General features: G+C 71.9%; 9 protein-coding genes. 2 read left to right on the top strand and 7 right to left on the bottom strand.

All coding sequences use genetic code 11. The features are described from left to right. The first annotated feature begins 2 nt into the window (after window positions 1-2). Window positions 3-2,828 (top strand): AfsR/SARP family transcriptional regulator, encoded by a 2,826-nt coding sequence (locus Nocox_RS09145; RefSeq protein WP_020545397.1) that lies wholly within the window; start codon window positions 3-5, stop codon window positions 2,826-2,828. A 35-nt stretch (window positions 2,829-2,863) separates the two neighbouring features. Then, the gene (locus tag Nocox_RS09140) at window positions 2,864-4,372 is read left to right on the top strand and encodes an MFS transporter (protein WP_020545396.1); all 1,509 of its coding nucleotides are present in this window, start codon (window positions 2,864-2,866) and stop codon (window positions 4,370-4,372) included. Between the two features lie 84 nt (window positions 4,373-4,456). Here the strand turns inward: Nocox_RS09140 and Nocox_RS09135 are convergent, their stop codons facing one another. Genes Nocox_RS09135 through Nocox_RS09105 form a run of 7 tightly spaced genes read right to left on the bottom strand, consistent with a single transcriptional unit; the run spans window position 4,457 to window position 12,213 of the window. Beyond that, entirely contained in the window at window positions 4,457-5,371 is a 915-nt protein-coding gene (locus Nocox_RS09135) for a serine hydrolase (RefSeq protein WP_157383277.1), read from the bottom strand. Window positions 5,372-5,426: 55 nt separating this feature from the next. Beyond that, complete coding sequence (locus Nocox_RS09130) at window positions 5,427-6,821, bottom strand: NAD(P)/FAD-dependent oxidoreductase (RefSeq protein ID WP_020545394.1); 1,395 nt, start codon at window positions 6,819-6,821, stop codon at window positions 5,427-5,429. A gap of 30 nt (window positions 6,822-6,851) precedes the next feature. Beyond that, on the bottom strand, window positions 6,852-7,637 hold the full coding sequence (locus Nocox_RS09125) for an ABC transporter permease (protein ID WP_157383276.1): 786 nt from the start codon (window positions 7,635-7,637) through the stop codon (window positions 6,852-6,854). After that, window positions 7,634-8,485 (bottom strand): ABC transporter permease, encoded by an 852-nt coding sequence (locus Nocox_RS09120; protein WP_020545392.1) that lies wholly within the window; start codon window positions 8,483-8,485, stop codon window positions 7,634-7,636. The genes Nocox_RS09125 and Nocox_RS09120 overlap by 4 nt, the downstream gene beginning before the upstream one ends. 3 nt (window positions 8,486-8,488) lie before the next feature. Then, window positions 8,489-9,703, bottom strand: coding sequence for an ABC transporter substrate-binding protein (locus tag Nocox_RS09115; protein ID WP_020545391.1), 1,215 nt, complete (start codon window positions 9,701-9,703; stop codon window positions 8,489-8,491). Between the two features lie 9 nt (window positions 9,704-9,712). Further along, on the bottom strand, window positions 9,713-10,774 hold the full coding sequence (locus tag Nocox_RS09110) for an ABC transporter ATP-binding protein (protein ID WP_020545390.1): 1,062 nt from the start codon (window positions 10,772-10,774) through the stop codon (window positions 9,713-9,715). A 5-nt stretch (window positions 10,775-10,779) separates the two neighbouring features. After that, entirely contained in the window at window positions 10,780-12,213 is a 1,434-nt protein-coding gene (locus tag Nocox_RS09105; RefSeq protein ID WP_020545389.1) for a gamma-aminobutyraldehyde dehydrogenase, read from the bottom strand. Between the last annotated feature and the right edge of the window lie 168 nt (window positions 12,214-12,381).

Here is a 12,381-nt window from a genome sequence, read left to right as displayed (position 1 = left end):
GCATGCGCTTCCAGATCCTGGGGCCCACCACGGTGCTGGGCGACGACGGCGAGCCCGTCGCGCTCGGCGGCCCCCGGGTGCGGGCGCTGCTCACGCTGCTGGCCCTGCACGCCGGCCGCGTCGTCGCCGCCGACCGGCTCGCCGCCGGCCTGTACGGCCCCGAGCCGCCCGAGGGCGTGGCCAACGCGCTGCAGTCCCAGGTGTCCCGCCTGCGCCGGGCGCTCGGCAGGGACCTGGTCGAGTTCCATCCTGCGGGCTACCGGCTGGCCGCCGAGCCAGCCGACGTGGACGCTCATCGCTTCGAGCGGCTGGCGGCGGCCGGCCGTCAGGCGCTCGCGGCCGGCGATCCCGGCCGTGCCGCCGGGCTGCTGCGCGAGGCGCTGGAGCTGTGGCGGGGCGCGCCGCTGGCCGACGCCCCGTACGCGGAGGGCGAGGCGAGCGCGCTGGAGGAGCTGCGCCTCGCCGCGACGGAGGACCGGGTGCAGGCCGACCTGGACCTCGGCCGTCATCGGGAGCTCGCCGCCGAACTGCGCGGCCTCGTCGCCGCCCATCCGCTGCGCGAACGGCCGCGCGCCCAGCTCATGCGGGCGCTCTACGGCAGCGGCCGCCAGGCGGAGGCGCTGACCGTCTACGACGAAGCCAGGAGGATCCTGGACGAGGAGCTGGGCGTCGCGCCCGGGCCCGAACTGGCCGCCGCGCACCTGGCCGTGCTGCGGGCCGATCCCGCACTCGGCGCGCCCGCCCCGTCGGCCCCCCAGCGGCAGGGGTTGCCCGCGCAGCTCACCAGCTTCGTCGGCCGGGACAGGGAGCTGGCCCAGGTGAGCGCACGGCTGCGGGCCGACCGCCTGGTCACGCTGATCGGCCCGGGCGGCGCCGGCAAGACGCGGCTCGCGGTCGAGGCGGCCGGGCGGGAACCGCAGGACGTCTGCTTCGTCCCGCTCGCCCCGGTCTCCGAAGGCGCGGACGTGCCCGCCGCGGTGCTGGGCGCGCTCGGCGTCCGCGACGCCCTGCGCCCCGCCCCCGACCGGCCCGTGGACCCGCTCACCCGCCTCGCGACCGCGCTCGCCGGGCGCGAGCTGCTGCTCGTGCTGGACAACTGCGAGCACCTGGTCGAGGCGACCGCCGAGCTGACCGATCTGCTGCTGGCCTCCTGCCCGGCCCTGCGGGTGCTGGTCACCGGGCGGGAGGCGCTGGGCATCACCGGCGAGTCGATCCTGCCGGTCGCGCCGCTGCGGCTGCCGCCGCCCGAGGCCGTCGACCCGCTGGACTATCCGGCGGTACGGTTGTTCGCCGACCGGGCGGAGGCGGTGTGGCCCGGTTTCGCGGTGGACGCGGTCAACGCCGCGCACGTCGTACGCATCTGCCGGGCGCTCGACGGGCTGCCGCTGGCGATCGAGCTGGCCGCGGCGCGGCTGCGGACGATGTCGGTGGCCGACGTGGCGGCGCGGCTGGACGACCGGTTCCGGCTGCTGGCCCGCGGCAGCCGTACGGCGCTGCCCCGCCACCAGACGCTGCGCGCGGTCGTGGCCTGGAGCTGGGACCTGCTGGACGCCGACGAGCAGCGCATGGCCAGGCGCTTCAGCGTGTTCGTGGGCGGGGCGCGCCCCGAGACGGCCGAGCGGGTGTGCGGGCTGCCGGAGGAGGTGCTGTTCTCGCTCGCGGAGAAGTCGCTGGTGGAGCGGGTCGGCGGGCGCTACCGGATGCTGGCGACGATCCAGGCGTTCTGCGCGGAGCGGCTGGCCGAGTCGGGCGAGGTGGAGGCCACCCGCGGCACCCACGCCGCCTGGTGCCTGGACCTCGTGCTCGCCGCCGACGACCGGCTGCGTACCCGCGAGCAGCTGGAGTGGCTGGCCCGCCTCGACGAGGAGAGCGACGACGTCAACGCCGCCGTACGCTGGGCCACCGAGACCGGCCAGGTGGAGACGGCGCTGCGGCTGCTCGCGCACTGCGCCTGCTACTGGTGGATGCGCGGCCACCGCGTCACCAGCGCCGACCTCGCGGCCACGCTGCTGGTCAGGCTCGGCGCGGCCGTCCCCGAGGGGCTGGAGGAGGAGTACGTGACCTGCGCCGTCGTCACCGCCTGGCGGGGCGAGGTCGGCGACGAGGTGCGCGACCTGCTCACCCGCTCGCGCACGCTGCTGCCGTGGGACCACATGCCGCGCCGCGTGGAGTTCCTGCTCATGCTGCTGTCGATGTACAACGGGCCGCCCGGCGACTTCGACGAGGCCTATCTCGACATCCAGCGCACCCTGGTGGGGCTCGCGCCCTGGCCGCGGGCGCTGGCGTACGCGGGGGCGGCGTTCGTGCTGCAGGCGCTCGGCCGGGTGGAGGAGGCGGCGGACCACTTCCACGAGAGCCTGGCCAGGTTCAAGGCGATCGGCGAGCGCTGGGGCACGGCGCTGGTGCTGTCCGGGCTCGGCACGCTCCACCAGGAGCGGGGGGAGTACGCGGCGGCGTACGCGCTGGCGGACGAGTCGCTGGCGACCGCCCGCGAGCTGGGGGCCACGACGGAGATCGCCGAGTCGCTGTGCCGGCGCGGCGACGCGCTGCAGGGCCTCGGCCGGCCGGAGGAGGCGCGGGCCGACTACCTGCCGGCCGCCGAGCTGGCCGGCCGCAACGGCTCCGTCGAGATGCTGGCCTGGGCGCTTCTCGGGCTCGCCGAGGTGGCGCTGCGCGGCGGCGCTCTTGAGGAGGCGCGCGGCCTGCTGCTGCGGGCCCGCGCGGAGTGCCCCGACGACTGGTACAGCACGGCCGAGACCCGCGCCCGCATCGCGGCGGCGCTGACCGAGGTCGGCGGGCAGGTCAGCGGGGCGGTCAGCGACCGGTAGGCCCGCGGTCAGGGGGTCCCGTCACGCTGACCGGCATGACGAACAAATGGTGGTGCCTGGCCATCGCCTGCCTGGCCACCCTGCTGCTCTCGCTCGACCTCACGGTCCTGCACCTGGCGCTCCCCCGGCTGACCGCCGACCTCGGCGCGAGCTCCACCCAGCTCCTCTGGATCGGCGACGTGTACGGCTTCGCCCTGGCCGGCCTCCTGGTCACCATGGGCAATCTGGGTGACCGCATCGGCCGCAAGCGCCTGCTGCTGATCGGCGCGGCGGCGTTCGGGACGGCCTCCGCGCTCACCGCGTACGCGCCCACTCCGGAGCTGCTGATCGCGGCCCGCGTGCTGCTCGGCGTGGCCGGCGCGACGATCATGCCGTCGACGTTGTCGATCGTCAGGAACGTCTTCACCGAGCCGGGAGAGCGCACCGCGGCCGTCGGCATCTGGAGCGGGATGAGCGCGGCGGGCTTCGCCGTCGGCCCGGTCGTCGGCGGGCTGCTGCTGGACCACTTCTGGTGGGGCTCGGTGTTCCTGATCAACGTGCCGATCATGCTGCTCGTGCTGGTGGGCGGCGTGATCGTGCTGCCCGAGTCGAGCAACCCTGACGCGGGCAGGCTCGATCTGCCCAGCGCGGCTCTGTCGATGGCCGGGGTGATCGCGGTCGTCTGGGCGATCAAGGAGGCCGCGCACGAGGGCCTCGGGCACGCGAACGTGCTGGTCGCGGGGGCGGGCGGCGTGGCGCTGCTGGGCCTGTTCGCCTGGCGGCAGACGCGGCTGCCCGAGCCGCTGATCGACGTTCGGCTCTTCGCCCGGCGGGCGTTCACCGCGTCCATCGTGACGAACCTGCTGGCGATCTTCGCCATGTCGGCCATGCTGCTGATGTTCGCCTGGTATCTCCAGCTCGTGCTGGGCTGGACGCCGCTGCAGGCGGGGCTGGCGCAGCTTCCCGGCGGGCTGAGCGGCGCGGTCGGCGGCGTGCTCGCGGCCGGGCTGATCCGGCGGATCGGCCGGGGCGGCGTGGTGGCGCTGGGCCTGGCCATGAACGCGGGCGCGTTCCTCTACTACAGCACGCTCGACCTGGAGCTGACCTATATGGCGCTGCTGCCCGCCATGGTGATCGGCGGCGTGGGCATCGGCTTCGCCTTCACCGTGAACAACGACAACGTGCTGGCCACCGCGCCCAAGGAGCGCGCCGGGGCGGCGGCCGCGGTGTCGGAGACCGCGTTCGAGCTGGGGGCGGCGCTCGGCATCGCGATCCTCGGCACCGTCCTCACCAGCACCTACCGGTCCCATCTTGAGCTGCCCGCCGGGGTGGCGGGAGAGGCGGCCAGGGAGTCGATCGCGGGGGCCGTCCACGCGGCCGCCGCGCTCCCCGCCGAGCAGGCCGGGGCGCTCATGCGGGCGGCGAGGGAGGCGTTCCTCGCCGGTCTGCACGTGACGGCGCTGGTCACCAGCGTGCTGCTGGCCGCGGTCGCGGTGCTGGCGCTGGTGGGCCTGCGCGGCGTGCCGAAGGAGATCCCGGAGGACGCGCCGGCCGCCCACGCCTGAGCCCGGCGCTCACGGGAGGGGCCCCTACGGGAGGGGGCCTCACGGGAGGGGGCCTCACGGGAGGGGGCCTCACGGGAGGGGGCCTCACGGGAGGGGGTTCGTGGGGCAGGGGCGGCGGGTGGTCGGGGTGAGGCCGTCCCAGCGGGTGCCGATCATGCGGGCCACGCCCTCGACGGTCTCGATGCCCGCGCCCTCCCCCGGCTGCAGGTCGGTCTGCACCGACAGCAGCAGGTCCCGTCCCGTCCCGGCGATCCGGCCGTAGCTGCCGACGGCCCAGGTGTCGTGGACGGACGGGCGCGGCGTCGCGCCGTTCACGAGCGCCACCCGGTCGCCGCGCCGGGCCGCCGCGCTGACGCCCCACCCTTGACCCTCCGGCGGCCGGCCCATCAGCCCGAGCACCAGGTCCCGGTCGGCGGCGCTCAGCCCGCCGCCGCCCTTGACCAGCGCCTTCAGCAGCCGGACGCGGTCGGACGGGCTGCTGGTGGTACCGCCCCAGTCGCCGCCCCGCCCCGGCGTGGTGTGGCCGAGCCCCATCCGCCGGTAGAAGGCGCTCATCGCGCCGCTCCCGCCGACCCGCGCCCACACGGCACCGGCGACGCCGGCGTCGCTCTCCGCGAACATGCGGGCGGCCAGGTCGCGCTCGCCCTCGCCCTCGCCGAGCTTGCCCGCGCGGCGGGACAGCAGCGCCATGAGCAGGTCCACCCTGGCGCCGCCGGCCATGACCAGTTCGTCCCGCCGCCGGCCGGGTCCCAGCGAGATCCCGCTGACCAGGTCGTGGGCCGCGTAGACGACCCGGCCGGGACGGCGGGCGAGATAGCGGGCGATGTCGCCGGCCAGCCGGGCGCGGGCCAGGCGCCCGGCCCGTACGTCGGGAAAGCTCATGACGCAGCGGGCGACCTTGGCGGCGGGCAGCCCGGCGGGCAGGACCTCGGCCTGCCGGTTACCGCACCCGACCGCCAGCAGCATCAGCCCGGCACAGGCGACCAGCCTCGCACGCACCTCGCGACCCCCACATGTGGTGGAATCGGGGGTCGCCAGGCATCATGCCCGCGGGTCAGGAGTCGAACCCCAGCCCCATCCGGTCGAGCGTGCGCAGCCACAGGTTGCGCCGGCCCTGGTGCTGGTCGGCCTGGGCGATCGACCAGCGGGTGACCTGGATGACGCCCGAGCGCACCGGCTCCGGCGGGAACGGGATCGGCTTCTCCTTCACCATGCGCAGCTCGGTCCGCTCGGTCGGCTCGCCGGACAGCAGGTCGAGCATGACGTTCGCGCCGAAGCGGGTGGCGCCGACGCCCATGCCCGTGTAGCCGACGCCGTAGGCCAGCCGCCCGCCGTGGGCCTGGCCGTAGAAGGCGCTGAAGCGGCTGCAGGTGTCGATCACCCCGCCCCACCGGTGGGTGAAGCGCACCTCGTCGAGCTGCGGGAAGGTGTCGTAGAAGTGCCGGGCGAGGGTCACGAACGTCTCGTCGCGCTGGTCGTACTCGGGCTTGACCAGGCCGCCGTTGTAGTAGACGGCGTCGTAGCCGCCCCACAGGATCCGGTTGTCGTCGGTCAGCCGGTAGTAGTGGAAGCGGTTGCCGGAGTCGCCCACGCCCTGCCGGTTGCGCCAGCCGATCTCGGCGAGCTGCCCGTCGGTCAGCGGCTCGGTCATCAGCGCGTAGTCGTAGACGGGGACCACGAAGTGCCTGAGCCGGCGCAGCAGCGGCGGGAAGACGCCGGTGCCGAGCGCCACCTTGGCCGCCGAGACCCCGCCGTACGGGGTGCGCAGCTCGATGCGTACGCCGTCGTCGCGCAGCGACCGCACCGGCGAGCGCTCGTGCACCCGCACGCCGACGCGCAGGCACGCCTCGCGCAGCCCCCACGCCAGCCGCGCCGGGTCGAGCATGGCGCAGCCGCTGCGCTCCCAGAGCCCGCCGAGGTAGGTGGGCGAGTTCACCTCGGCCCGCACCTGCTCCTGGTCGAGGGGCACGTAGTCGAGCCCCAGGTCGGAGATCAGGTCCAGGTGCTCGCCGAGCGTGTCGAGCTGCCAGGGCTCGGTGGCGACGTGCAGTTCGCCGGTGCGTTCGAAGGAGCAGTCGACGCCGTAGCGCTCCAGCGTGGCCTCGATCTCGTCGAGGTTGGCCACGCCCATGCGCTCCAGGCGCCCGATGTCGTCCGGCCACCGCTCCAGGCCGTTGGCCAGGCCGTGGGTGAGGGTCGCCATGCAGAACCCGCCGTTGCGGCCGGTGGCCGCCCAGCCGATCCTGCGGCCTTCCAGCAGGACGACGTCCAGCGAGGGGTCGCGTTCCTTGGCCATCAGCGCGGTCCACAGACCGGAGAAACCGCCGCCGACGACGGCCAGGTCGGCGGTGGTGTGATCGGTGAGCCGCGGTCGCGGCTCGGGTCTGGCCGGGCTGTCCAGCCAGTACGGCTTGCGCTCCGCGTCAGCAAGCGCCTTCAGCGGATCCACAAATCCCACTTCCCTACGAAGGTCAGGTTTTCAGGTGCGGCGCCGCGCCGCGATCGCGTTCCCGATCGCGATCAGCACCCCAATGCCGAAGATCAGCGTACCCATGACGTTCACCTGGGGCGGGATCCCGGTCTTGACGGCGCCCACGATCCACAGCGGGAACGTCACGGTCGAGCCGTTGACGAAGCTGGTGACCACGTAGTCGTCGATCGACAGCGCGAACGACAGCATCGCGCCCGCCGCCACGCCCGGCATGATCGACGGCAGCGTGACCTGCCGGAACGTGCCCCAGGCGGTCGCCCCCAGGTCTCTCGCGGCCTCCTCCAGCGACGGGTCGAGCCCGACGACCCGCGCCCGTACGGTGACGACCACGAACGACAGCGAGAACAGCACGTGCGCGACGATGATCGTGACGGAGTCGCGCGGGACGTTGCCCGAGACGAACAGCGACAGCAGCGAGGCGCCCATGACCAGCTCGGGCGTGGAGATCGCGGCGAAGATCAGGAAGTTCGTCGCGCCGAGGCCGCGGAAGCGGTGCCGGCCGAGCGCCAGGCCCAGCATGGTGCCGATCACGACCGTGACGGCCGTGCTGACCAGCGCGATGACGAGGGTGTTGGTCAGCGCCGTGGTCAGGTCGGAGATCTCGAACAGCTCGCCGTACCAGCGGAGGGTGAACCCCTGCCATGTGGTGTTGGACTTGCTCTGCTTGTCGTTGAAGCCGAACAGGATCATCACCGCGATCGGCGACGACAGCCACAGGATGACGAGCCAGGTCCAGAGGTGCAGGAGCCGGTCGCCCATGCGGGTGCCCCTCATCGGGCCGCCGCCTCGAGGACGTTCTCCGTGCCGAGCGCGCGGGCGTAGACGAAGATGCCCACGAGCAGCACCCCCATCAACGTGAACGACAGCGCCGAGGCCGTCGGGTAGTCGAGGTTGGTGAGGTATTCCGTCTGGATGATGTTGCCGATCATGGTGTTGGCGGTGCCGCCGAGGATGGCGGCGTTGACCGGGTCCGCCGTGGCGGGCACGAACGTCATCAGCACCCCGGCGAACACGCCGGGCAGCGACAGCGGCAGCACCACCCGGCGGAAGGCCGCGGTCCGGGTCGCGTAGAGGTCCTGGGCCGCCTCCACCACCCGCGGGTCCACGCGCTCCAGCGCCACGTAGATCGGCAGGATCATGAACGGCAGCCAGTTGTAGGTCAGGCCGCCCACCACGGCGAACGTGGTGGCCAGCACGTGGAAGTCGGCGGGCAGCAGCCCCCAGCCCTTCAGCGTGCCGAACAGGATGCCGTTGTCCGCCAGCAGGAAGTTCCACGAGATCGTCCGCAGCACGAACGACACGAAGAACGGCAGCAGGAGCAGGAACAGGTAGACCGACTTGCGCCGGCCGCCCTTGAAGGCGATCCAGTACGCCACCGGGTACCCGATGGCCAGCATCGCCACCGTCGCCATCCCGCCGTACAGCAGGGACCGGACGAGCTGGGTGCTGTAGCGGCCGAGGGCGTCGCTGTAGTTGGACACGGAGAACGTCATCGCGAAGCCGTCGATGGCGTTGCCGCTCTGCAGCGACACCGACGCCATGGCCGCCATGGGCACGATCAGGAAGATCGCCAGCCACATCCAGCCCGGCAGCGCCAGCAGGTAGGGGGTGAGCCGCCGCATGGTCTAGGCCTGGGTGACGGACTGGAAGATCGGGTTGAAGACCTGCTGCTGCTGGTTGTCGAGCGGCGTGTAGCCGCGCAGCCGGGCGTAGTCGGCCTCGGTCGGGAACATGAGCGGGCTGTCGACCATCTGCTCCAGCGCCTTCTTGTCCTCGCCCTTGGCGGTCTTCGCCTTCTCCCGAAGCAGGTCCTGCACCGCCGGGACCGGGGTGACGAACTGGATGAACTCATCCAGTTCGGCGGCCACGGCCGGCTGGTAGAGGTAGTCCATCAGCATCAGCGCGTCCAGCGGGTTGGCCGCGCCCTTGGGGATGAGCATGTTGTCGGTCCAGATCGTGCCGCCCTCCTCGGGCACCACGAACTTGACCGGCTCGCCCGCGAGCTGGCGCTGGAAGACGTCGCCCGACCAGGCCATGCTCAGCCAGATGTCGCCCTTGGCGACGGCGTCGATGTAGCTCTGGTCGTAGTACTTGCGCACCAGGCCGTTGTCGCGCTGCTCCTTGAGCTTGTCGCCGGCCTTCTTCCAGTCGGCCTCGGTCGACTTCTCCGGGTCGATGCCGAGGGCGAACATCCCGAAGTTGCCGATCTCCTGCGCGTCGGCCATCATGCCGATCCGGCCCTTGTACTTCGGGTCGAACAGCGCCTGGATGCTGGTGATGTCGTCCTTGACGTACTTCGTGTTGTACGCGATCCCGGTCACGCCCGAGGTGTAGGGAACGGTGTACTTGTTGCCGGGGTCGTAGGCGCGTTCCTTGTACTTCTGGCCGGCGTTGGCCGCGAAGTTCGGCAGCTTGGAGTGGTCGAGCGCGACGCAGTAGCCCAGTTCGATCATGTGCTGGAGCTGGATGCCGTTGGTCATGACGACGATGTCGTAGCCCAGCGGCTGGCCGGCGCGGAGCACGGGGTCGACCTTGCCGAAGAAGTCGGCGTTCTCCTGGATGACCTCTTTGTACTCGTAGGAGATGCCGGTGTCCTTGGCGAACTTCTCCAGCGGGCCCTTGTCCTCGGGCATGTACTCCGGCCAGTTGGCGAAGACCACCTTGCCGTTCTTGGTCTGCTTGGACCAGAAGTCCTGGACCTCGTCGGCCTTGGGCGGCGCGGCCTTCTGGCCTTGCACGCCGCAGGCGGCGAGCGCGAGACCGGCGGCCGACAGGCCCGCGAGCCGGAACGCCTCACGGCGCGGAAGTCCGTGGCGGGGGAGGGGAAGACGGGGGTTCATGGCCTGCTATCAACTTCCAATCACGTACGAGTGCTGCGCCTGCCAGGACAGCCACACGGAGTCGCCCCGCTCCGCCGTGGCCGTCGCGTCGTGCGCGTTCTGCTGGAACACCGTCATCTCGGCCCCGTCGACGAGACGTACGGCGTAGCTGTTGTAGGTGCCGAGGTAGACCACCTCGGAGACGGTTCCGGCCAGCGCGCTGAGGCCCGCCTCCGGCTCGTCCGTGCCGATGGTGATCTTCTCCGGGCGTACGGTGACCGTCACCTCGCCGTCCTGGCCGGGGACCAGCACGCGGCCGTCACCGATCTTCAGCTCGCCTGCCCTGGCGGTGCCGGTGAGCAGGTTGGAGGTCCCGATGAAGCCGGCCACGAAGGGCGTGGCCGGCCGCTCGTAGATCTCCCGCGGCCCGCCGAGCTGCTCGACCAGGCCGTCGTTCATGACCGCGATGCGGTCGCTCATGGTCAGCGCCTCGCTCTGGTCGTGCGTGACGTACACGAACGTGATGCCGACCTCGCGCTGGATGCGCTTGAGCTCGATCTGCATGGCCTGGCGCAGCTTGAGGTCGAGCGCGCCGAGCGGCTCGTCCAGCAGCAGCGCCCGCGGCCGGTTGACCAGCGCCCTGGCCAGAGCCACCCGCTGCTGCTGGCCGCCGGACATCTCGCGCGGCCGGCGCTTCTCCCTGCCGACCAGGTCGACGATCTCCAGGATGTCGCCGACGCGCCGCCGGATCTCCTCCTGCGGGGTCTTGCGCTGCTTCAGCCCGAAGGCCACGTTGTCCCAGACGCTCATGTGCGGGAAGAGCGCGTAGGACTGGAAGACCATGTTGACGTCGCGCTTGTTGGGCGGAACGTTGGTGACGTCCTGGCCGTGCAGCTTGACCAGGCCCTTCGAGGGCGCCTCGAAGCCGGCGATCATCCGCATGGTGGTGGTCTTGCCGCATCCGGACGGGCCGAGGAGGGAGAAGAACTCCCCCTCCTCGATGTCCAGCGAGACGCCCTTGACAGCACGGACGAGCTCGCCGTGCGCGTGATATTCCTTGACGACGTCCTCAAGCTCGATGGCGCTGGTCATCAGCGCTATTCACCGATGTAGTGCATGACGTGCTTGACCCTCGTGTAGTCGTGCAGGCCGAAGACCGACAGGTCCTTGCCGTAGCCGGAGTGCTTGAAGCCGCCGTGCGGCATCTCGGAGACGAACGGGATGTGCGTGTTGACCCAGACGACGCCGAAGTCGAGGCGGTTCGACATCCGCATCGCCCGGCCGTGGTCGGAGGTCCAGACCGAGCCGCTGAGGCCGTACCTCACGTCGTTGGCCTTGGCCAGCGCGTCGGCCTCGTCGGTGAAGGTCTGGACGGTGATGACGGGGCCGAAGACCTCGTTCTGCACCATCTCGTCGTCCTGCCTGAGGCCGTCCACGACGGTGGGGGCGAAGAAGTAGCCCCGGTCGCCGACGCGGTGGCCGCCGGTGAGGACCTTGGCGTGCGCCGGGGCCCGGTCGATGAAGCCCTGGACGCGGGTGAGCTGGTTCTCGTTGTTGAGCGGGCCGTAGAGCGCGTCCTCGTTGGACAGGTCGCCGGTGACGGTGGCGGCCGCGGCCTCGGTCAGCGCGGCCACGAACTCGTCGTGCACGCTCTCCTGCACGAGCACCCGGCAGGCGGCCGTGCAGTCCTGGCCGGCGTTGTAGAGTCCGGCGGTGGCGATGTCGGCGGCGGCCTTGGCGAGGTCCTTGACGTCCTCGAAGACCACGACCGGGGCCTTGCCGCCGAGCTCCAGGTGCACCCGCTTGAGGTCGTCGGCGGCGCTCTTGGCGACCGACATGCCCGCGCCCACCGAGCCGGTGATCGCGACCATGGCGGCCGTCGGGTGGCCGACGACGAGCGCGCCGGTCTCGCGGTCGCCGGTGACGACGTTGAAGACGCCGGCGGGCAGCACCTCGCCGAGGATCTCGGCGAGCTTGAGCGTGGAGACCGGGGTGGTGTCGGACGGCTTGAGCACGATCGTGTTGCCGGCCGCGAGCGCCGGGGCGATCTTCCAGACCGCCATCATCATCGGGTAGTTCCAGGGCGTGACCTGGCCGATGACGCCGATCGGCTCGTGCCGGATGACGCTGGTGTGCTCGGCGAGGAACTCACCGGCCGTCGGGCCCTCCAGCGTGCGGGCCGCGCCGGCGAAGAAGCGGAAGTGGTCGGCGGCGACGGGGGTCTCGTCCTCCGCCATGCGGGCGCGCGGCTTGCCGGTGTTGCGGCACTCCGCCTCGTTGATCTCGTCGGCCCGCGCCTCGATGGCGTCGGCGACCTTGAGCAGCAGGTTGGCCCGCTCGCCCGGCGTGGTCCTGCCCCACGAGTCGAACGCGGCGGCCGCGGCGGCGTAGGCGGCGTCGACGTCCTCGATGCCCGAGACCGGGGCCTGGACGTACGCCTCGCCCGTGCAGGGGTCGATGATGTCGGAGAATCGGCCGCTCTTGGCGTCCACGAACTCCCCGTTGACGAAGTTCTGCAGACGGGTGGTCAAGGTGACCTCCTCGTGAGGTGGCTGAGATGCCGCGACTCTTACAGAGTGGAAGCATCCGGACAAGGGATTTCGTGGTGAAGATACCAAATTGCTACGAATTCGCTTGACAGACTGCCCAGAACTGACAACATGTCGCACCAGGACGGCAATCATGCGGGAACGCCCCCG

Source organism: Nonomuraea coxensis DSM 45129 (assembly GCF_019397265.1).
In the GTDB taxonomy this organism is placed as follows: Bacteria; Actinomycetota; Actinomycetes; order Streptosporangiales; family Streptosporangiaceae; genus Nonomuraea; species Nonomuraea coxensis.
This window is presented reverse-complemented; position numbering and strand designations above follow the sequence as displayed.

Bases quoted from the DNA above. Each gene is read 5' to 3' on its own strand.
- Nocox_RS09140 (WP_020545396.1), top strand. From the start codon at position 2,864: ATGACGAACAAATGGTGGTGCCTGGCCATCGCCTGCCTGGCCACCCTG.
- Nocox_RS09125 (WP_157383276.1), bottom strand. From the start codon at position 7,637: ATGAGGGGCACCCGCATGGGCGACCGGCTCCTGCACCTCTGGACCTGG.
- Nocox_RS09145 (WP_020545397.1), top strand. From the start codon at position 3: ATGCGCTTCCAGATCCTGGGGCCCACCACGGTGCTGGGCGACGACGGC.
- Nocox_RS09120 (WP_020545392.1), bottom strand. From the start codon at position 8,485: ATGCGGCGGCTCACCCCCTACCTGCTGGCGCTGCCGGGCTGGATGTGG.
- Nocox_RS09110 (WP_020545390.1), bottom strand. From the start codon at position 10,774: ATGACCAGCGCCATCGAGCTTGAGGACGTCGTCAAGGAATATCACGCG.
- Nocox_RS09115 (WP_020545391.1), bottom strand. From the start codon at position 9,703: ATGAACCCCCGTCTTCCCCTCCCCCGCCACGGACTTCCGCGCCGTGAG.